The sequence below is a fragment of the Helicobacter macacae MIT 99-5501 genome (assembly GCF_000507845.1).
GTDB classification, from domain to species: Bacteria; Campylobacterota; Campylobacteria; order Campylobacterales; family Helicobacteraceae; genus Helicobacter_B; species Helicobacter_B macacae.
This window is the reverse complement of the sequence record NZ_KI669455.1, coordinates 197,723-219,114: the sequence shown is the minus strand read 5'-3', so window position 1 is coordinate 219,114 and position 21,392 is coordinate 197,723. Positions and strand designations below refer to the sequence as shown.

Annotated in this window: 21 protein-coding genes; 14 read left to right on the top strand and 7 right to left on the bottom strand. The window is 40.4% G+C overall.

Annotated elements, in window-relative coordinates:
* Positions 1-6 precede the first annotated feature (6 nt).
* On the bottom strand, positions 7-1,581 hold the full coding sequence (locus HMPREF2086_RS08455; RefSeq protein WP_034561538.1) for a hypothetical protein: 1,575 nt from the start codon (positions 1,579-1,581) through the stop codon (positions 7-9).
* A 101-nt stretch (positions 1,582-1,682) separates the two neighbouring features.
* Between HMPREF2086_RS08455 and HMPREF2086_RS08450 the strand changes: the two genes are divergently transcribed.
* Positions 1,683-4,571: a DNA translocase FtsK gene (locus HMPREF2086_RS08450; protein ID WP_051397677.1), complete on the top strand. Its 2,889-nt coding sequence runs from the start codon at positions 1,683-1,685 to the stop codon at positions 4,569-4,571.
* A 369-nt stretch (positions 4,572-4,940) separates the two neighbouring features.
* On the top strand, positions 4,941-5,078 hold the full coding sequence (locus tag HMPREF2086_RS11710; RefSeq protein ID WP_156921329.1) for a hypothetical protein: 138 nt from the start codon (positions 4,941-4,943) through the stop codon (positions 5,076-5,078).
* Positions 5,079-5,101: 23 nt separating this feature from the next.
* On the opposite strand, the gene HMPREF2086_RS11005 is transcribed toward HMPREF2086_RS11710, so the two are convergent.
* From HMPREF2086_RS11005 to HMPREF2086_RS11000, 5 genes are all read right to left on the bottom strand, one after another.
* The gene (locus tag HMPREF2086_RS11005) at positions 5,102-5,653 is read right to left on the bottom strand and encodes a c-type cytochrome (protein ID WP_023928352.1); all 552 of its coding nucleotides are present in this window, start codon (positions 5,651-5,653) and stop codon (positions 5,102-5,104) included.
* A 293-nt stretch (positions 5,654-5,946) separates the two neighbouring features.
* Complete coding sequence (locus tag HMPREF2086_RS08440) at positions 5,947-6,909, bottom strand: lipid A biosynthesis lauroyl acyltransferase (RefSeq protein WP_023928350.1); 963 nt, start codon at positions 6,907-6,909, stop codon at positions 5,947-5,949.
* 13 nt (positions 6,910-6,922) lie between these two features.
* Positions 6,923-8,389 carry a Ppx/GppA phosphatase family protein gene (locus HMPREF2086_RS08435; RefSeq protein WP_034561728.1) on the bottom strand — a complete coding sequence of 489 codons (1,467 nt, stop codon included), beginning with the start codon at positions 8,387-8,389 and terminating at the stop codon, positions 6,923-6,925.
* 50 nt (positions 8,390-8,439) lie between these two features.
* Positions 8,440-8,691 carry a YfhL family 4Fe-4S dicluster ferredoxin gene (locus HMPREF2086_RS08430; protein WP_023928346.1) on the bottom strand — a complete coding sequence of 84 codons (252 nt, stop codon included), beginning with the start codon at positions 8,689-8,691 and terminating at the stop codon, positions 8,440-8,442.
* Between the two features lie 349 nt (positions 8,692-9,040).
* Entirely contained in the window at positions 9,041-9,640 is a 600-nt protein-coding gene (locus tag HMPREF2086_RS11000) for an FtsB/FtsL family cell division protein (RefSeq protein ID WP_023928345.1), read from the bottom strand.
* Positions 9,641-9,899: 259 nt separating this feature from the next.
* Between HMPREF2086_RS11000 and ndk the strand changes: the two genes are divergently transcribed.
* The 11 genes from ndk to sppA all read left to right on the top strand — a co-directional run bounded on the left by ndk (position 9,900) and on the right by sppA (position 18,250).
* Positions 9,900-10,313, top strand: a complete 414-nt coding sequence (ndk, locus tag HMPREF2086_RS08420; RefSeq protein ID WP_023928343.1) for a nucleoside-diphosphate kinase — start codon at positions 9,900-9,902, stop codon at positions 10,311-10,313.
* Positions 10,314-10,479: 166 nt separating this feature from the next.
* Entirely contained in the window at positions 10,480-10,854 is a 375-nt protein-coding gene (locus tag HMPREF2086_RS08415; RefSeq protein ID WP_023928341.1) for a DUF177 domain-containing protein, read from the top strand.
* A 1-nt stretch (position 10,855) separates the two neighbouring features.
* The gene (gene rpmF, locus HMPREF2086_RS08410; protein ID WP_023928340.1) at positions 10,856-11,008 is read left to right on the top strand and encodes a 50S ribosomal protein L32; all 153 of its coding nucleotides are present in this window, start codon (positions 10,856-10,858) and stop codon (positions 11,006-11,008) included.
* Between the two features lie 257 nt (positions 11,009-11,265).
* Positions 11,266-12,255: a phosphate acyltransferase PlsX gene (plsX, locus tag HMPREF2086_RS08405; protein ID WP_023928338.1), complete on the top strand. Its 990-nt coding sequence runs from the start codon at positions 11,266-11,268 to the stop codon at positions 12,253-12,255.
* A 59-nt stretch (positions 12,256-12,314) separates the two neighbouring features.
* Positions 12,315-13,328, top strand: a complete 1,014-nt coding sequence (locus tag HMPREF2086_RS08400) for a beta-ketoacyl-ACP synthase III (RefSeq protein ID WP_023928337.1) — start codon at positions 12,315-12,317, stop codon at positions 13,326-13,328.
* Between the two features lie 295 nt (positions 13,329-13,623).
* Positions 13,624-14,148 carry a copper chaperone PCu(A)C gene (locus HMPREF2086_RS10995; protein ID WP_023928336.1) on the top strand — a complete coding sequence of 175 codons (525 nt, stop codon included), beginning with the start codon at positions 13,624-13,626 and terminating at the stop codon, positions 14,146-14,148.
* Between the two features lie 102 nt (positions 14,149-14,250).
* Positions 14,251-14,859: a hypothetical protein gene (locus HMPREF2086_RS08390; protein WP_023928335.1), complete on the top strand. Its 609-nt coding sequence runs from the start codon at positions 14,251-14,253 to the stop codon at positions 14,857-14,859.
* Positions 14,860-14,875: 16 nt separating this feature from the next.
* Complete coding sequence (locus tag HMPREF2086_RS08385) at positions 14,876-15,469, top strand: SCO family protein (protein WP_023928334.1); 594 nt, start codon at positions 14,876-14,878, stop codon at positions 15,467-15,469.
* 6 nt (positions 15,470-15,475) lie between these two features.
* Positions 15,476-16,411 carry a thioredoxin family protein gene (locus HMPREF2086_RS10990; protein ID WP_023928333.1) on the top strand — a complete coding sequence of 312 codons (936 nt, stop codon included), beginning with the start codon at positions 15,476-15,478 and terminating at the stop codon, positions 16,409-16,411.
* Between the two features lie 20 nt (positions 16,412-16,431).
* Complete coding sequence (locus tag HMPREF2086_RS08375; RefSeq protein WP_023928332.1) at positions 16,432-17,223, top strand: pyridoxine 5'-phosphate synthase; 792 nt, start codon at positions 16,432-16,434, stop codon at positions 17,221-17,223.
* Positions 17,224-17,347: 124 nt separating this feature from the next.
* On the top strand, positions 17,348-18,250 hold the full coding sequence (gene sppA, locus HMPREF2086_RS08370) for a signal peptide peptidase SppA (RefSeq protein ID WP_023928331.1): 903 nt from the start codon (positions 17,348-17,350) through the stop codon (positions 18,248-18,250).
* Between the two features lie 61 nt (positions 18,251-18,311).
* On the opposite strand, the gene HMPREF2086_RS08365 is transcribed toward sppA, so the two are convergent.
* Positions 18,312-18,791: a hypothetical protein gene (locus tag HMPREF2086_RS08365; RefSeq protein WP_023928330.1), complete on the bottom strand. Its 480-nt coding sequence runs from the start codon at positions 18,789-18,791 to the stop codon at positions 18,312-18,314.
* Positions 18,792-19,028: 237 nt separating this feature from the next.
* On the opposite strand from HMPREF2086_RS08365, the gene HMPREF2086_RS08360 reads away from it, so the two are divergent.
* Positions 19,029-21,371, top strand: a complete 2,343-nt coding sequence (locus HMPREF2086_RS08360; RefSeq protein WP_023928329.1) for a DNA methyltransferase — start codon at positions 19,029-19,031, stop codon at positions 21,369-21,371.
* The last annotated feature ends 21 nt before the right edge of the window (positions 21,372-21,392 follow it).

The following is a 21,392-nucleotide window of genomic DNA, read 5'->3' as shown; positions in this document are numbered from 1 at the left end:
TAAAATCTACATTCGATAATCTCTTGATAGCTGTGCGGCTTGCTCCTCATTTACGATGACAAATTTTGCATCTTTGTTGCGTCTTGATTTTTGCACCTCAATGATAAGTGCATTTGGGTCGCCGTGCGGGATAGAATGGTCGATATATCCTCTCTCAAAAGTGTAGTTATTGATATGAGACATAAACTCCCCATCGCTTTTCACAGGAAACACCTCATAATCCTTGTTTATCGACATTATCTGCGTTTTTAGCGACATTTCCAATCTTGGGTCGGTTGTGTAGATTAGGAAAAATTTTTGATGAGCTTTTTTGTATCGCTCATAAAAGTTATATCCCATTTTTTCAGCATCGCTTAGTCGCATTTTATCAAGCCTTTTTAAGTATTGCCAATAAAATGTCATCGTGCAGTAAGCACTATTTATGTTTTGCTGCTTGAAAAAATTGCTATGCACAGAAGTTGAGCCCATACCTGCTTGCCATATTTTGTTATCTAGCACGGTGGCGATAGTGTTTAGTGCGTTGCGTATCTCATCGGTTAGCTCCTCCCTGCGTCTTCTTATTTCATTGTCGAAATCCGCTACATAGTTTTGCTGAAAACTCTTGGTAGCTTTTATGAGTCTATCTTTACACGCGGTAAAGATTTTTATCTCCTCTTCAGATTTTGCGATGATGTCTTTGTGCTTCTCTAGCTTGGGTGGGAGGGTGGTATCTTTTTTGTTGCGCTCTATGACGCTACGAAGTCGATATACTTCTTTTGTGGAAAATTTGACTTTGTTTTCAAGCTGAAGCATTCTCTCTTTTATCGCAGAAATCGCCTTTTTTGCTCCATTGAAATGTAGCTGTTTTTCCAAAAACACATCTGTGTAGATATTTTCGCTTTTTTGGGTTTCTCTGCCCTTTAGCTCTTTGAAGCAAAACTCTAGTCCGCGTAGCTTTTGCAAATCCTCTGCAAACATATCTGGAGTGATATTTTTATCGCAAAATACCAAAAAATCTATCGCTTTTGTCATAAACCGCTTCACAGCCATATAATTAAGCCTATCCTCACGGGGAATCTCCTCGACATCGGCAAGGGCAAATTTTATGGTGTTTGTCTCTGGCGTGTAGTATTGTCGCACGCACTCTTCTACGCCTTGAGTAAGCTCGACATTTTTCATATTAAGATAGTCGGTTTGCTTATATATCTCTTCGGCTTGTTGATAGCGTATGGACAGCTCTTTGTAGTTTAGCTCGACATCGGTTTGAGTGCTCCAAAAGTCATATTCTGTTACAAGAGAATCTGGACCGAACTCTTGATATTCACTACTTTTTGCATCTGTAATGTGTCCATTGCTATCGGCGCGAAACTCTACGAACATACCCGAAACGGGCAAAAATTTCCTATCCCTCCAATTTTCTGCGCGTAGCTCAAACACCCTTTTTGCAAAATTTATCACCGTGCCTGAGCCTGTCGCCATTGAATAGCGAGTAATCTTTCCGTGCATTTTGCTCTCCCAAAAGACTGATTTTAACTCCAAAAATCCCAAAATCACTTCTAAGCAAGCTAGCTTTATAAAATCAACTTCATAAAGTAGTGGCAAGCTAAAGTTTAAGGGCTTTCCTAAATGAAACTTTTAAAGCACTTATGATATAATACTTCTTTAGAAATTTTGCTTAAAAAAGCTCAAAAAAGGGCGTAACATTGAAAAAAATATATATATTCTTTGCTTGGTGTGCTTTTTTTATCGTTTTAACCATTGCTACGATTTTTGGAGATAGAGGGCTTATGGGCGAGCTTGGTAGGGGGCTTGCTATGCTAAATCTAAGTTTGTTTGGCTATCTTGGCTATGTGTATTTGTTGTTTTTTATTTACCCTGCTTATGCGGTGTATAAGGACTCTAGCCTAAGTCCAAAGAGGCTTAAAGTCATTGGTGGGATTTTGCTTATTTGTGCGGGGATTTTGGTGGTTCAGTTTGCGTTATTTGGCAGTGAGAGGGGTGGAAAAGCAGGTGAGCTACTCGTTAGGCAGATTTCGCCTTTTGTGGGTGTGCTAGGCGTGATAATCGCCACATTTTTGAGTTTTTTGGTAGGCATTCTTTTGCTTATGCCAGATAAAATCTTTTGGCTAAAAGACAATCTAGGGGCGATTTTTGAGTTTTTGGGAAAAGGCTTTGTAAGTGTAGGGAAATCTATCTTCACGCTTTTGGGCGAGGGGCTAAAGACTATTTGGAGTGCCTTATCATCGTTTTTTCAAAGCGATAGTATCAAAGCCTTTAATCCTCCCATAAAAGAAAGTAGTGCGCAAAATACTCAAAGAAATGCCTATAATGCGGATTCTAATCATACGCGACAACAACACACACAAAATGTTTATAGCAATTCTATGCAGGATTTTAGAGATTCTAAGCAAAATCTGCAAAATCATTTAGAGCCTTTTTGGGAGCAAAGCATTTATGAAAATCCAAATAAACCAAATCGCACGGAGCTAGAATTTGATGAAAGGCAGGTAACTATCATCTATGAGGATAAAGACAAAGAGCAAAAAGCCCAAGAAAGCAAAGAGCAAAAATACGCTAAAATGGTGCGACTTGTCGAGGAGGGCGAGGAGGGCGAAATCCTAGAAATCGATGCTAGCGAAGTCCTAGAGCGAGCCAAAAAACGCGAAGCACAATCACAGGTCTATAATGAGCCACTTCAGCCACGATACACAAGGCTTGCTACTACTTCAGAGAATCAATCAGAGAATAAATATGGTGAAAATCACGAAAATCACTATGCAGAAAATCATCATATTGATAAGGAAGCGCAAGAATATTTAACGCAAAATGCCCTGCAGGATTGTGAGCAAGATTCTACACAGGAATATTGGCAGGATTTGAGCGAAAATGGGTTAGCAAACCAAAATCTAAACTACCAAGATAAAAACGATACTACACTAGAATCTACACAAAATTTTGTCAAGCAGGATTTTGATGATAAACAAGGCTTTGATAGTTCTCAAGCACAATCCAATCTAGCGCAATCTAGTGCGCAAGATTCCCACCAAAAGCAGCAAAATCCACAAAAAGATTCCACGCACTATGAAAGTAGTCCTTTTAAGCACACTCCATCTAAGACATTCTCGGCAAGCGATACTCTACTAAAAGAGCTAGATAAAGGCACGCTAGAAAAGCCTAAAAACTACGCGTTGCCTGATATTAGCTTCCTAGCTATCCCGCCCAAAAACACTCAAAGCCCAGAAGAAGACACCATAGATAAAAAAATCCACGACTTAGAACACAAGCTAAAGACATTCAAAATCAACGGCAATGTAGAGCAGTTTTATTTAGGACCTGTGGTTACGACTTTTGAGTTTGTCCCTGAAGCAAATGTCAAGGTAAGCAGGATAGAAGCCCTTAGAAAAGACATATCTATGGCACTCTCTGCAAAAGCGATTCGTATCCAAGCTCCAATCCCGGGCAAAAACGCAGTGGGAATTGAGGTCCCAAACTCACATAGAGAAACAATATATCTGCGTGAAGTGCTAGATAGCGAGCTTTTTAAAAACACGGCTTCTCCGCTAGCACTTGGACTTGGCAAAGATTTGGTTGGCAATCCTTTTGTAACGGATTTAAAGAAATTGCCACATTTGCTTGTTGCTGGGACGACAGGGAGCGGAAAAAGCGTGGGGGTAAATGCGATGATACTCTCACTACTTTATCGCAATTCCCCTCAAAGCCTACGGTTAATAATGATAGACCCAAAGAGAGTGGAATTTAGCCTATATGAGGATATACCTCACTTGCTTACGCCTATCATCACTGACCCTGCAAAAGCAATCACTGCGCTAAACAACCTCACGCGCGAAATGGAGCGCAGGTATGATTTGATGCGTGAGTATAAAACCAAGACCATAGATGACTACAATGTCAAAGCAAAGCAAAATGGAGGCGAGATTTTCCCCTTTATCGTGGTAATCATTGATGAGCTAGCAGACTTAATGATGACGGGGGGGAAAGAAGCAGAAATGCCCATTATCCGTGTGGCACAGATGGGTAGAGCCTCTGGACTACACCTAATCGTAGCCACACAACGACCAAGCCGAGAAGTCGTAACAGGGCTTATTAAGACAAATTTCCCTGCTAGGCTTGCGTTTAGAGTGGGGCAGTCTATCGATTCTCGGGTGATTTTAGATAATGATGGGGCGCAAAATCTACTAGGCAATGGCGATATGCTGTTTTCTACGGGTGGTGTGGGACTGCTACGACTACACGCGCCGTGGGCTACGCCTGAAGAGATAGAATCTATCGTTGGCTTTATCTGCTCTCAAGGCGAGCCCGAGTATGATACAAGCTTTTTAAGCGAGGTAGATGAGGGAATTGGGACGCATACAAGTGAGGTAGATGAAAGTGAAGACTTCGGCGTAGAAGATGAGCTATTGCAAAAAGCAAAAAACATAATGCTTCAAGATGGCAAGACTAGCATATCCCATCTACAAACGCGTGGTTTGGGCGGCTATCCAAAATGTCGCAAAATCGTATTACAGCTTGAAAAAGACGGCTTTTTGTCTAAGGCGGATTCTAAAGGTGTGAGACATATTATCGGGGGGTAAATTTGGGGGGATATATTTTGTCGGTTGTGGTATTTTTGCGTTGTTTTTTGTGGTGCTTAGACAGAGTAGCTTTTGGGGTGTCAGGCTCTGTGATTTGTCATATCACAATAACGCAATTTGTCATACTTAAGGCTTTCTAGGGAAAATCAAAATAGTTTATAATGAAATCAATCCACCACCAAATCCCCTCCGTGCCAAGAGAGGGTGCTTTCAGAGCGCAAAAACTTAGAGATATGTTTTAAGAGGCTTCTTGCGCAGGCATTTTTTACGCAATCGTTTTTTACACAAGTCAAATTATTTTATAATACCTTGAAAACAAAAAAAAGAGTTTCAAAGAAGTATTGCAAAAAGTCTAAAAGAAGTTAAAATGTGCGAAAAGCACAAGAAAGCTATAAGAACAAAATAAATACAAGAGTCTTAGCAAAATCCAATGCAGAATCTAATAAAAGCAAAAAGTCCAAAAAAAATGGCTATGACTTAGCAGTCATAGCCACAAAAAAAGATTAAAGAAAAGATTAAGCGACTAATGCTTAGTCATCATCGTCATCTCTCTTTTTCTTCTTTTTAGCTCCAGCTTTTGCTTTTGCTTTTTGGTTGTATTCTGCACGCAAAGCATTGATATGCGCAGAGACATCTTGGATTTCTTGGTCAGTCCACTCATCCATATTCACAGTCATTATGACATTTAGCCCACCATTATCCGCAGTGCCTGCTCGATAGTCTTGCAATTCTTTGACAAGTGCTGCATAGTCTCTATCAAGGATAGTTCTACCCTCTAGTTGCCCTGGTGCTGTTACATCGCCTTTTGAGCCGTGGCAAATCGCGCAAGATTTGTAGCGTCTTTTACCTTTTTCAAGTGTAGCTTCATTGAAGCTTTCTCGTCTTTGGACAGCTTTCATACCGTCTTCTACTCTTTTGCGTTCATCGCCTTTGAGAGCACTTGTGGCTGCTTTTGCTTTTGCTCTGTTGTCCGCTGGTGCAGCACTTAGCAAAGATGAGCTTACCACTACCCCACACATAAGTCCCGCTAGAGAGACACCTTTACCTACTACTTGTAACCGCTTCAAAACATTCACACACATTTTTTGCTCCTTTATGCTGTGTAGAATCACTTCGCTTTATGTCGCGTGGAGTAGAATATCCGCCCGACTAAAAGCTAAGCAGAAAAATTATCTTTCATTTACGAAAGATTAACTTTGATTATAACAAATTTTTTTTGATTTGCGAAAAGATTTTATGCAAAAAGCGTATAAAATCCAAAGTCTTAGCCCAAAATCTCACAAAAATTTAGCAAAACCAACACTACTTATGTAAGCACACCATATACTAAATGTATACTATTGTATGTCGAGTTGTGCAAAATAAACCTAAAAATCTAATACAAATCTGTATAAAACTCTTTCCAACGCCTATGAAACCAAAACCAGCTTTTTGGGTTTGTCTGTATAGCGTGCGCTGTGATATTGGCTTGGGCTTGGGTGGCTTGGAGTATATCCGCGCTAGAGTCTTGGGTGTGTGGCGCAAAGATAGCAGGGAAAAACCGCACAACAAACTTTGAATAGCCCTCATCAAAATCAATAAACACAGGCACGATACCCACACCAAACCTACGAGATAAAATCGAAGCAATAGGCGTGTGTGTAGCTTTTTTGCCCATAAATTCTACCTCTATGCCCTCGCTTTTGTTCATACTTTGGTCTGTGAGTATCCCAGCGAGTGCGTTTCCTCCGCCATATAGTCGTAGCAAATGCTTAAACGCTCCTGCTTTGTTTATAAACTTCACGCCTTGAAACTCACGCCTAGAGATGATTAAGCTATCCACAGAATCAATCCCTGTAAGTCGCCCTAGACTTGCCATCTGACACTTGCGATAGCGAGGTGGCAAAAATGTCGCCATAGCTTCCCAATACCCAAAATGCCCAGAGATAAGCACCGCACTACCTTTGGAATCTAAGCATTCTAGTAAATAATGCTCATCAATAACTTCAAATCGCTTTTGGTGCTTATGGTAGGGGATATTGGTTACACGGATAGACTCAAGGATTACAAAGGCAAAGTTTTGATAGCATCGCTTGATGATTTCTTTTTTTTGCTCGGGCGTGAGAGTGTCGCCATAGATGAAGTCTAGGTTTGTTTTGGCATCGTTGTAGCGGTTTTTGTTATCTAGCCGATACATAAGTAGCCCTAGAGATTTTACAAATACCAAAAACACGCAATGAGGCACAATAGCTAATAGCCACCCAAAAAAACTCACAAAGCCAGACAAAAACCTGCCACTTGAGTAAGTAGCTAGCTTTTTTAGCTTGGGAGTTATAGTGTCTTTGCGGTGTTGTGCCATTTGGTATAAAATCCTAGTTTGTTATAAATTCTACTGATAGCTTTGCGGGTGGGATAAGCCTAGATATGTCCTCTCTTGCAAGATATAGAGCGGATTTGCAGTGGATTTGTAGTGATTCTCTTGCATAAGTGTAAGCTAGCTTTTCTTCCCCTGTGGCACACAGCGTATGAGCAAGTGATAGCACGAAGCTAAGCCATTGCAATGATTCTAATGGTGGCATAATCTCACTGATATGCGCTATGGCAGAATCTTTGGGAATCTGCTTGCCTAAATGCTGAACTAGCAGACATATCACAGCCCTTTGGGTATGAGAAAATCCATAATCAAGCCCATTTAGCAAGATATACGCTCCAAGCTCGGACTTGCCATAGAAGTTTAGAAAACTACCAATATCACAAAGCTGTGAAGCGACATTTAAGTAGGCTTTATACTCATCTCCTAGCTTATGGAGTGGAGCTAGAGTGTCAAAAATCGCTAAGGCTTGCTTGGTGTGGTTTTTTGCTACTTTTTGGTTGATGCCAAACCTATCTTTTAGCGCGATAAGAGAAGGCAAAATGCCATTTGGGAATCGGTGCTTTTGCGTGCGAAGCATATCGCTAAGGAAAACCCCCTCACGCACACCCACACCACTAGCGGTAATGTTTTTTGCCCCAAAGTGAGCCAAAAGCATAGAAAAAATAAGTGCACCACTTCTAATATTGTCTTTTCTATCAAGCGGGACACCTAGCCCCTCCAAATCCTCCTCTTTTGCTTTGTAGATACTATGTATGAGAGGTCGCATTTTGCTTACTTCTACTTCATAGCCGTGAATAGTTTTTATGGGGTATTTTGCCTGCCTGCTTATCATTTTGGCTATCGCCCGAATCGTCCCACCAATCCCAAATACATTCTCACACACAAAATGTGGTGGGAGTTTGGCTAACTCTTCTAAGATAAATTCCTTAGCAGAATCAATATTTTTATGATGGTCAAAAAACAACTCTTTTAGTCGAATCGTGCCAAGTTTTAGAGAGATTAAATCCTTTAGAGTGCCGTTTTCTATGATAGCGCATTCTGTGCTACCACCACCTATGTCTATGGTAATACCTGTTTTGTTGTGGGAGAGATTGGCGCAAGCTAGCCCACCATACCACGCTTCTTTTTCCCCGTCAATGACTTTTATGTCTATGCCGCTTTGCTTCCTAGCTCGGAGCAAAAACTCCGCCCTATTTGGCGCGTCTCGTATCGCAGAAGTCGCCACACAAAAAAGTTTATTTGCCTTGTATTGCTTGGCTATTGCCCTAAATTCTTTCAGAGCTGATATTGCTCTTTGCATTGGGATTTCTTGCAATGCTCCGTTGTTCTCATAGCACCCTTGCGAAATCCTAACTCGCGATTTACATTCATAAATAAGGCGAAATCCATAGCGACTTGTTTTTTCATAAATCGCCATTCTAGCGGAGTTTGAGCCGATGTCAATGACTGCGGTTACTTTTGCCATTTGTTGCCCTTTAGCTTGGTTTGCAAGAAATATGGGCAACATTATATCTTTTATTCTTTATTTTTTAGTTGTTCGTATTTGTATTTTAGCTCTTCCAAACTTTCAGCATTGTCAGGGTCTGGCATAATCGCATCTTTTGGGCAAGCACTCACACAGCTTGGCTCATCATAATACCCAACACATTCTGTGCAACAATCAGGGTCTATGCGGTAGATTGGCTCACCCTCAATGATGGCTTCATTTGGGCATTCTTCTAAACACGCATCGCAGGCTATACACTCATCATTTATCATCAAACTCATTGTTACACTCCTTTTAGTATGGTGGATTTTGTGGGCTTGGCAAGGCTAGCAAGCACAAATCAAGCAAAAATCAAATGGTGCTTTTTAACCAAAATATTCTTAAAATAAGTTGAAATTTGATAAAAAACTTGGAATCTAAGCCAAATATTTTGCAAAATTAACACAATATTGGCAAATAAATTTGCAAAGTAAAATTGAGATTTTTTTTGTGTGTATTTTAGGGTGTTTTTGGGTTTTATAAAAAAACACTAAAACTTAAAAACGCCAAAATCAGCTAGCCATATTTGTGGTTACTTGCGCTAAATTGGTATTGCTATTGCGCTACACTATGCTGCACCTTATTGCTATATTACTGCGGTTGGGAATTTAGCTTTAGGTATTGGTAGCGGAGCTTTTCGCGCTCGTTTTGAAGTCGTTTGTTTTCTTCTTGGAGTAAGTCTCTTTGTGTTTGGAGTTTGTTTATATCACGGCTTGTGTAGTATATTGTGCTACTTAGCCAAACCTTTGGCATACACACGAGCAAAAACAGCGAAAGCCCGATATATGCGTAGATAAGATAGCGCACATTTAGTCCCTCATCTTTTTGCTCTAGCTCTAGGGCAAATATCTCATCTCGCTCGTGTGGGTCGATTCTCATTTGGATTGATTGCTCGCTTGTGGCGATTTCACGCACGCTGATTTTGCTTGGCTGATTTGGTTTGATTCTATGCGGGGCGTTCATTGTGGTGCTTATAGAGCGTGGGGCTAAAGCAGAATCAAGCGCGGATAACGACAAATCAACGCTAGATTTTTCACTAGATTTTGCGCTAGATTTTGGAAAATCCATAGGTTCTATGTGAGGTTGTATGTGTTCTTTTTTTTGGGATTCTAATGCGTGTGGGCTTTGGGTATTTGTGGACGTGCTTGCAGTGGTTTTGGGGGTTGATTGATTATCTTGTGAGTATTGCATTTGCTTTAGCCCTTAAGCGATTTTTGGTTTTTATTGGATTTTGGCTTTGTTTGACAAAACATTAGCGAAATCTAGTGTTTGGCAAAATCTAGCACTGCTTAGAATCTCGCGTGTTTTGTAGTGCTAAATCCACGACATACAAAATCGGCATTATATCAAAGTTTGATTTTATCTAATGAGGTTTTTTGAAGTTTAATTTTTTATTATTATTTAAGCATAAGCGCATTATAATCACAAATTACTTTTTTTAGGAGACTTTATGGAGCAAACTTTATCAATCATCAAGCCAGATGCCGTAGAAAAGGGTGTGATAGGCAAGATAGTGCAGAGATTTGAGGACAATGGATTGCGCATAGCGGCGATGAAAAAACTTTGCTTGAGCGTAAGCGATGCGCAAGGGTTTTATGCCGTGCATAAAGAACGCCCGTTTTTTAAGGATTTGGTGGAATTTATGGTAAGTGGTCCTGTGGTAGTGATGGTGCTAGAGGGACAAAATGCCGTAGCCAAAAATAGAGAACTTATGGGTGCGACAAATCCAAAAGAAGCAGCAAAAGGAACGATTCGTGCAGATTTTGCAGAGAGTATTGATGCAAATGCAGTGCACGGAAGTGATAGCCTAGAAAACGCCAAAATCGAAATTGCGTTTTTCTTTAGCACACGCGAAATTTGCTAGGCTTTGTGGATTTTGTCGTTTTCTACTCAAAGCAGATTCTAAGGTTTTCTAGATAGCCTATCCTAAGAACGCTTTGCTTAGACTGCGTTGATTGTGAAAATTTTTGGGTAGGGAGCTTCTTTTTACAAATGCTGATTTTGCCAATTTTGCAAACACCAAAATCTAAATGAAAATCCAAGCACGCAAAATCTCCTCCACACCGAAATCTTTTAGCCTAGAAAAAGATATACAAGGAGACATAGTAAAGCTAAGTGGCGAGATACAAGAAGCAAGGGGGCAAGGGCAAAAAGGGCTGTTTCTTTTGGAGGGCAGGCTAAGCGGAGAAATCACGCTAGTTTGCGACATAAGTGGCGAGGAATACCAAGAAACGCTAGATGAAGAATTGGTTTTGTATATTTCAGATGGATTCTGGGATGCACAAAGCCAAAGCTTAGAGACATTTGATGTTATTGAGTTTTTTGATGGCTTTATTGACTTAGATTTTATCTTGCAAAGTGAAATCGAGTCAATCAAACTAGACTATCATCACAAAGGAGAATAAAATGGCAGTCCCAAAGCGAAGAGTAAGCAAGACACGAGCGGCAAAGCGCAGGACACACTACAAAATCACTCTTGCAAAACCTATCAAAGACAAAGACGGAAGCTGGAAGCTACCTCATCGTGTAAATAAATTTAGTGGCAAATACAAAGGCTAATTTTTAACCAAGACTTTGTTTTAGCGTGAAATTTTAGGGTTTTGCCACTTTTGGTGGTGGATTTAGCGTTCTATATTTTGATTTGGCGGTGTCGTTTATGTCGCATATTATGGTGTCGCTCACAAGTAGATTTTTGCACAAAAAACTAAGAGCAAACTCTCAATATAAACGACAAAAATTTAAAAATACCTAAAATCTACCAAATTATCTTATTAAGTCTGTTTTTACTTCTTTTCTAGAATTTTTAAGGAGATTGTATGCTAAGAGTAGCTGTTGATGTTATGGGAGCGGACAAAGGTGTAGCCCCTATCGTTCTTGGTGCGCTAGAAGCATTGAAAAAGCGTGAGTTTGAAGCGATATTAGTCGGCGATGAAAGCCAAATCTCCCCCCTCATCTCAAATCTACCTCAAAATCTCAAATCTCGTCTTAGCGTGCGCCACTGCTCTGATTATATTCGTATGGAAGATGGAGCGACAGAAGCACTAAAGCGCAAGGATTCCTCTATATATGTCGCTACCGAGATTGTCAAAAATGGCGAGGCAGACGCGCTTGTGTCGCCCGGACATAGTGGAGCGACTATGAGCCTAGCCACGATGAGAATCGGCAGAATCAAGGGCATTTCTCGCCCCGCTATTTGCACGCTTATGCCTACTACTACGGCTAAACCAAGTATGATTTTGGACGCTGGGGCAAATACTGATTGCAAAAGCGAATACTTGGTAGAATTTGCCATAATGGGCAATGAATACGCCACTTCTGTGATGGGCTATGAAAATGTCCGCGTAGGATTGCTAGCAAATGGCGAGGAAGAATCCAAAGGCAACGAACTCACAAAAGAGGCTTTCAAACTTTTGAAAGAGTATCCATTTTTCATCGGCAATGTAGAGAGTGGCGATATTTTTAATGGTAGCACTGATGTCATTGTCTGCGATGGGTTTAGCGGAAATCTCGTGCTAAAAGCAGCAGAGGGTGTAGCAAGTGCGGTAAGCAAAATCTTAAAAGATGACATAAAATCCTCTCCTATAAAAATACTAGGGGGAATCCTACTAAAAGGCTCTTTTGCAAATCTAAAGAAAAAAATGGACTATGCAGAATACGGCGGTGCACCACTGCTAGGAGTAAATAAAGTCGTAATCATAAGCCACGGCAAAAGCAATGAGAGAGCCATAGAATGCGCTGTATATCAAGCACTAAGAGCACTAGAATCAAAAGTATGCGAGCGCATAGAAAAAGCATTCGCAAAGTAGATTCTAAGCGCAAATAAAACATAAGATTTTCTAAAACTACACCTAGCAAAAGGACAAAAATGTATTACGCCTCCCTGCGCTCTATTGCTTCATTTACGCCATCTAGGTGTGTGCCAAATAGCGAATTTGAAAAAACGCTAGATACAAGTGATGAGTGGATTACCAAGCGCACAGGGATAAGGACACGCTACTTCGCGCTAGACTCGCAGGGAAGTAGCGATTTGGGTGTAGAAGCAGCTAGGCTTGCCATAAAGCGTGCAAACCTAGAATCTAGCGATATTGATTTGGTAATCTGTGCGACTTTGAGCCCAGATTTTGCTGCTATGCCAAGTAATGCTTGCCTAATCAGCGCGAAACTAGGCATACAAAATATCCCAGCATTTGACATAAGTGCAGCTTGCACAGGATTTATCTACCTGCTAAAAATCGCTAAGAGTTTTATAGAATCAGGTGCATATCAAAATATCTTAATCATCGGTGCAGAGAAGGTAAGCTCGGTGCTAGATTTTAGTGATAGAGGGACTTGTGTGCTATTTGGCGATGGTGCAGGAGCAGCTATCATCTCACGCACGAAAGACAAAGCAGAATCTATCCTAGATGTCCATATCAGTGCAAATGGCAAGTATGCTGATTTGCTAATGACGCCACAAAAAGCAGACAAAGCCCCTAGCAAAGATAGTAGCGATACAAACCACGACATACACTACAACGGCAAGCTACAAATGAAAGGCAATGAAGTATTTAAATACGCCGTGCGCACGCTTATCGCTGATGTGGAGCACATTTTAAGCAAAAATGCTATTTCGCCAAAAGACATAACGCACTTTATCCCTCACCAAGCAAACTTGCGTATCATAAATGCAGTGGGCGAACAACTTGCACTAAAGGAAAGCCAAATCGTGCTAACCGTGCAAAAATACGGCAACACTTCTGCAGCAAGTATCCCAATGGCAATTGATGAAATCTATCGCGAGCATAGACTAAAAAAGGGAGATTTGTTGTTGTTAGATGCGTTTGGTGGCGGGTTTACTTGGGGCTCTGCACTTTTGCACTTTGGTGGCGAATGCTTGTGATAGTATTTGCAGATATGATTTAAATTGTCATAAAATCCTTAAAAAGATTCTCACACAAAAACTTACAAAAACTTTTTAATCGCGTTTTAATTGCATTTGCAAACTTTCTTAAAATCTTTTATCTTTTTTTTACACACATAAGTTTTTATTTAGTTTTGGATTTTACGCTTTTTTGTAATTTTTCACATTTTTTACGCTTTTTATGCTTTTTAGAAAACACCGATAAACCACACCAAAAGATATGGAAAGATTTTTGCTTAAATTGCCCTATAAACATCACAAAGGAGTTTTATTTATGAAAAAATTTGCACTAAGCTTTTTGCTAGGCTTTTTTCTTATCCCAAGCTTAGCCCAAAGCGCGACAAAAACCACTCCCAAAAACCCTATAAAAGCCACGCTTTATGTGGTGGAAAGTATCGCAGATAGTAAGGTAAGTGCTAGCTTTGGTGTAGTAGAAAATCTAAGCGATGAAATCATCACGCTAAATGCAGCCTTTAGCGATATAAGCAACGCCACCGAGCTACACCAAAGCATAAAAAAAGCCGATGGAACTTCGCAAATGCAAAAGGTGGATTCCTTGCAAATCCCACCAAAATCAAGCCTACAACTAAAGCCAAATAGTTTTCACATAATGTTTATAGGGCTACGAACTCCACTAAAGGCAGGAGAGAGCGCACAACTCACACTCTCCACAGACAAATCCAACACCACACTACAAGTCCCAATCATCGCTAGAAAAGACCTTGATAAGCACTTGCAAAATCTTGGGATTACTGATTTGGCTGATTCTCACTCACAAGAGCATTCACACCACCACTAAAGTTATCAAGCTAGCACACGCAAAATTAACTTTAATTAACCAAAAGGGTTTAAGATTTTATACAAGTAGAGGAATTGCTTAAGAATCTTTAAGGAATGCTTAATGAGTAATAACAACAAGTTTGCTATCTTTGCGGGTATTATGATTGTGTGCGGGATTATCGTGTTTGCACTTCAAAACAGCTCCTTTACTACCACCACAGAATCCATAGCTCATTCAATCACAAGCGTAAGCCAACGCCTAAAAAACAACCCAAAAGCCTCCCAAGCAGCAGAGGAAGAAGATGACAAGCCCAAAAGAAATTGTCTGCTAAATCGCCGTGTGTGTGATTTGAAACTAGCAGGCGATAGCCCACAAGCCCGCAGAACTCGCGCAAAAGAAGCGCGAAAATCTGGCTCCACAGAAGTGGTTATGCCAAATAGCGACCCCATAGAAATCACAGTAGAGATGATACCAAAGAGTGTCCGCGCCCTAAAAAACACAACCTTTCGTGTAGAGGGGGCGGATTTTCGCGCACTAGAGGGGAGGCTAGTGGGTGTAAATATGGATATGGGCACGACTATCATCACTTTTAAAAAGACAGGGGAAAATCGCTATGATGGCAAGTTTATACCATCTGTGTGCATAGAGGAAGTGATGCAATATAGCCTAAAACTCTATGATGAGGGGCAGGATTTGGGCTTTGCAGTGGATTTTGATATTTATCGATAAGGTTTAAGGAGTAAGTATGGCAGAGACTATCAAACCCCCCAAATCTAATCCAAACTCGGGTATATTTCGCGCTTTGGGGATTTTGCTTAGTATTGCGTTTTTGGGTGCGCTTGCTTATTGGAGTGTGCAAAAAAGTCATTCTTATGACTTCAAAGGCGCAAAAAGTATGCAGGGTGTGGTGGATATGGCAAATTTTGATGGGAAGTATAAGATTGTGTATTTTGGATTTTTATCCTGCCCAGATGTATGCCCCACGACTTTGCAGCTCCTAGCAGATGCGCTAGAAAATCTGCAAGACTCTAGCGAGATTGTCTTGCTTTTTGTCTCGCTAGACCCAAAGCGAGATAGTTTGAGCGCGATAGATAGCTATGCTAAGCATTTCTATGCTCGCTCGTATGGACTGATTTTTGAGGAAGAGGACTTAGAAGCGATAAAAAAGACTTATGGCGTTCACTCTCGCAAAATCGAACAAAAAGATTCCGCACTAGAATACACCATAGAGCATAGCTCGGTTGTGTATTTGTTTGACAAAAAAGGCAGGCTAATTGAGGAAGTGCGCAATCTCGCTGAAATAGAAAACTCGCTAAAAAACCTTATCTCACGCCACTAGCTAGCAATGCCAAAAAATATTATATGCCAATATAGGATTCTAGGTGGTGCGCGAAATAAGCAATGTGATAGGCTTTCTAGGATTTTTCGCTTTTTTGCTATGTTTGCTTCAAAGGCTAATCATAGAGATGAGCACACATTGATTTTTATGATATTTTTTTTGCTAATGCCTTTGCTTGTCTTGTGTGGTTGCCAAAATACTCAAGATAGCAAAAATACTCAAGGCTACCAAGCACATAATGCGGGATACGAATCTAGCGTAGATTCTAGCTTGCAATCTAGCACGCAATCCAAATTAGATTTTGCTTATTCTAGCGATTTTGCGCGAGAATTTGACAAGCAGGATTTTGGCTACAAAGGCAATAATAAGCCTTTTGATGATTTGTCTATCAATGATTTGCTTGGTGGTTTATCTAGTGGCAATCAAGTCTTTTTGCTAGATTCCACAATACTAGCAAAAGATAGCACCTCATCTACGCGCAAGCCTATCTTGCTGTTTTTTGGCTCGCCTTTTTGCACTCCTTGCAAGCACATTATCCAAAACATTGCAAAATCTAAAGCCCTGCAAGAAATGCTAAAATCCCACTACCAAGCTTACTTTATCAATATTTTATCCAAAGAATCATTACAAATAAATCTCCCCTCTCTCATCAAAAAAACACAGCAAAAAACTACACAAAAATCCGCGCAAAAAATCACACCCCAAAGCTCAGCAGAGTTTCTCATCACAAAAAAATCCCTAGCACGCACGCTAAATATCCGCGCTACGCCCACGATTTTGTTTTTGGATAATAGCGGTGAGGAGATTTTCCGCTTTGTAGGGGGGCTTAGCAAAGAGCATTTACTTATTGCGCTAGATTTTTTGAAATCCCCACCCACTAGCAACAATCAACAACAAATTGCGCTAGAATTACACAAACGATTTCTAGCTCAAAACAAATAACCATACACAAAGGAGAATCTATGGCAAAAAAAATCGCGCTTGGGCTAAACATAGACCACATAGCCACCTTGCGAGAAGCCCGCAAAATCAACTACCCAGACCCGCTAGAAGCGGTATTTATCGCCAAAAATTGTGGTGTAGAGCAAATCACTTTGCACTTGCGTGAAGACCGCAGGCATATCCAAGATGATGATGTCGAGCGAGTAGTGGCTAGCTCAAATATCCCCGTAAATGTCGAATGCTCTTGTGATGAGCAGATTGTAGATATTTTGTGCGAGCTAAAGCCATACAAAGTAACGCTTGTGCCAGAGCATAGAGAGGAGCTAACCACAGAGGGCGGGCTAAATATGCGCTCAAAGAAAATAAAAGAAATCATTGAGGAGTTTAACGCACGCAAGATTTATATAGCTACTTTTATAGACCCCGAGCTGGAAGCCATAGAGCTATCCAAGCAATACGGCGCATCAGGTATTGAGCTACACACAGGTAACTACTCCAATATCTATCAAGCCCTCTACTCAAACATAGAACGCACGCACAACGCCATAAACTACCTTACCCTAACACACGATGAGCTACACGAAAAGATGCAAGATTCTATCCATTCTCTTAGCTCTTGTGCCAAAATCGCAAATGAACTTGGGCTTGGTGTGTTTGCAGGGCACGGGCTAAACTACCAAAATGTGAGAAATATCGTAGAAAATGTCCCTTACCTAAGTGAGCTAAATATCGGGCATAGTATCATCTCTCGCGCCGTAATCGTAGGGCTAGAGAGGGCTATAAGAGATATGCAATCTTTGCTTTATGTTTGAAGCGCGGGTTTGGGCTTTTTAAGCGTGCTTACTTGAGCTTTTTGTGTTTTGAGTATTTTTAATCGCTAAGTATTTTTATCACGCAGAATCGTGGAATATAGATTTTATGTTTAAGGAGTGCTAAATGGGCATTTTTTCTAAATTTTTTGGCAAGTTTTTTGGTGGGATTTTTCGAGGTGTGGTAGGTGTGCTAGATTTTATCACTAAGTATTTTAAAGCCCTAGTTTTTTTGTTTATCGTGCTACTGATTTTGGGGGCAAGTAGCGAGCCAGCCCAAATCCCAAATCTTGCCAAAATCCACCTAAAAGGTGCGATTTTGGATGCAAACTCCGTGCGCACGCAAATCGAGCAGATTGAGAAATATCCTAGCATAAAAGGCGTGCTGCTTGTCATAGACTCGCCCGGTGGCGCGGTGGGTGCGAGTGTAGAAATCGCAGACTTGATAAAAGAGCTCAATACCAAGCTCCCCGTAGTCGCCCATGTGCAAGGCACTATGGCAAGTGGGGCGTATTATGCGGGTGCTTATGCGCGCAAAATCTACGCAAATCGTGGAAGCCTAGTGGGTAGCATAGGCGTGATTTTCGCAGGGGGCAATATCGAGGAGTTGCTAGGCAAAATCGGCTACAAGCCTAGTGTGCTAAAAGCAGGAGAGTATAAAGAAATCGGCACGGCATTTCGCGCGTGGAGTGAGAAAGAGAGGGAATTCCTCCAAAACCTCATAAACGAGGAATACGATACTTTCGTAAGCGATATGATAGAGGCTAGAGGGCTAAAAAAGGAGGATTCTACCAAGTTTGCGGAGGGCAAGATATTTAGTGCCAAAAGTGCGCTAGAGCTAGGGCTCATAGACGCGCTAGGCTCGCAAAATGACGCCATAGAGGAGCTAAAAACCCTAAGCAAAGTCAAAGAGCAGCGGTGGCTAGAAAAAAACAAAATCGACTCATTTATGGACAATCTCATAGAATCAAGCGCAAGCCTTTTTGTAGGCGCGATTTTTGACACACTTGGGGGCTTTTCGCTTAGGTAGCTTAGGCGGTTGCGATTTGCCACCTCAAACAAACTCATCAAGCCATAAACAAAATGAGATTTTAAGAAGTAGCCTGCCCGACATTTTTGCCAAAAAAGTAGCACCACAAAACTACGGCACAAGCACTCATCGTAGCAAGGCTAAAAGCTACCCACAAAGTGTGTTGCTGCCACTGCTCTGCTAAGGAGGCAAAAAAGTCCGCAGGGATATGCGCGATAATATATGGCAAAGCCAAAAGCACGACAAACACGGCGATAAAGCAGAGCAAAAACCGTTTTGTCGTCCGTGCTATATCGCTTCGACTTTCTTGCTTAAGCCTATACGCGCTATGCACTCCTCCCAGTCCAAAAACAAACGCCATAAACAAAGCCTTCTCCACAAGTAAATCTTTGTCCCTCTCGCCCCAATCCGTAAGATAGGCAATCTCAAAGCTACTCCCAATAAAAGAAAGCAAATATGGAAAAACAAGGAAAAACATAAAGGCAAAAGCAAATTGTATAAAAAATGCTCTTGCAAACACCTCTACAACCTGCTTGCTCATTTTTTCTCCTTTTTTTTTGAAACTATTTTAAAAACACCTCTTAAAAAGTGATGACACGGATACTATCACAATTTTTATAACTCTGTCAAGTAAAATGATTATATTTTTCATAATTTATTTTTAATGAACTAAAGCGCAATTAAAATCCTAAACAATCTAGTATCTTGCCAAATCCAAGATTTAAGATAAACCTGCTATAATGCTAGCTTTTATTAAAAGATTTTAGAGGATTTGGCAATGCTAGAAAACTTTGACTTTACGCTGCTAGATAATGAGGATTTTAAAGAAGATTCTGTGCGTGAGCTAATCATAAAGCCACTGCTTGATAGGCTAGGCTTTGAGGGGACAAATACACAAGAAAATCTAAGTGTAAAGCGTTCGGTAGCACTAAAAAGCGATACCGTGATAGGTGCAAATAAACGCATAAAAAGCAATGATATAGTTATCCCTGATTATTTGCTTTGTATGGATTCTAAAGTGCATTGTGTGCTTGATGCTAAAGCCCCAAAAGAAAGCATCGCACCACAAAGCGACAATGAGCGACAAGCCTTTTATTATGCGATAAACAAAGATATAAAGTCCCCACTTTACGCGCTTTGCAATGGTAAAGTGCTGATTATCTATGAGACAGCTAAGCAAGAGATTTTGCTTGAGATTGATTTAAAAAATGATTTAGATTCAAAGTTTGGCGATTTGGCAAATGTCCTTACCACGCCTTTGCAATCACTGCGTGAAGTCCTCAATAAGCCACAAGCCTCCAAAAAGCCAGATGAGTGGTATCTAAGCAGAGAGATTCCAAAGCCTAGATTAAAGCCAAAGAAACGAGCTGCAAAGCGTCATTATGGTTGTCTTGCATATTTTACTCGCCAAAGCTGGGATATTGTAACAGACAACATTAAGGCATTTACGAGTGATGGCGACATAGTGCTAGATAGCTTTGGTGGCAGTGGCGTTACCGCGATTGAAGCGATGATGAACAATCGCTTTGGGATTCACACGGATTTAAACCCGCTCTCTATCTTTATGGTAAAGGCTTTGTGTGCCAAAGTCAATTTAGGCGATTTGCACGACTTAAGCGAAGAGATTTTAAGCGAGTTTGAGTCCCTGCGTCCCAAAAACGACAAAGAAGCAAAGGCATTGCTAAAGGGCGCAAAATACTATCCAAATGCTATTGACAAAGAGTTTGGCGAGATTGCTACGACTAAAATGCAGGATTTAACGCTATGGATTCCCAAAGATGAGATTTTGCCAAAGGGTAGCGATGTGCCAAGTGTGCTAGGACTTTTTAGCAAGACACAACTAGCCGAACTTGCTATCTTACGCAAACTTATAATGCGAAAAACTACTAAAAATAAAGAAATGCGCTATTCTTTGTTTTTGGCATTTTATAATACAGTAAAATCTATCAATCTAACTTTTCATAAATCAAAAACAGGAGGTGGTGATTCTGGAGCTTTTCGGCATTTTAGGTATAGAATAGCAAAAGAACCAACAATATTAGATAGTGCAAAAACTTTTGCAAACAAGATAAAGTATGTAATAAAAAGCAAGCAAATACACCACAATTCCCCCTGCTTTTATAATGCGTATTTTACGCCATTGACACGCATTATAAAAGACTTCAAAGGTGCGATGATTGCGCAAAGAAAAGATTTAAATAAAACAGATTCTCTAGAATCTAAAACAAATGGCGAAAAAATCTTTCAAGCAGACGCGACAAATCTAGCCGAGATTGAATCCCAAAGCGTGGATTTTATCTATACTGACCCACCTTATGGGGCAAAGATTCCTTATTTAGACTTAAGCACAATGTGGAATGTTTGGCTTGATTTGCCTGTGGATAAATGGCTAAAAGAAAAAGAATGTATTGAGAAAGGTAGCCTAGAAAAAAGCCGTGATGAGTATGTGAGTTTGATGAAAAAAAGTTTAAGTGAAATATATCGCGTTTTGAAATTCAATCGCTGGTTAGCCTTTGTTTTTCAACACCAAGACCCGCAGTTATGGCAAATTTTGGTAGATGCGGCAGAAAATGCAGGTTTTGAATATGTTACGAGTGTTAGGCAAGATAATGGACAAACAAGCTTTATCAAAAGACAAAATAAACAAAGCGTATTAGCTGGGCAGTTGATTTTATATTTTCGTAAAGTGCATAATCCAAGAACACTTATCAAAGAAAAAATAGGCGATACTTTAGGACTTGTGCTAAACAACATTGAAGCACTTATCGCTCGAGATGATGGGGCGACTTTGGAGGAAATCTATGCTGATTTGCAGATTCGAGGATTAGAGCTTGGATTTTACCACGAACTAGGGAAAATGTATAAAGACTTAACACCACTTATAAATCAACACTTTGATTTGGATAGCACAAGTGGGAAATATCACATAAAGCAAGGACAAAGATTCAAAAGTCATTTTATTGACATAAAAACAAGAGCGCGTTATTTTGTGCTTTCATTTTTGCGTGGTTGTGAGCGTCAAAATAGACGCGTTACTTTTGATGATATTTGCCTAGAAGTAATACCGCTACTTAAAAATGGAATAATGCCTGAAAAGGCTCTTATTAGCGATATTTTATAGGATATTGCTATCCCAAATAAA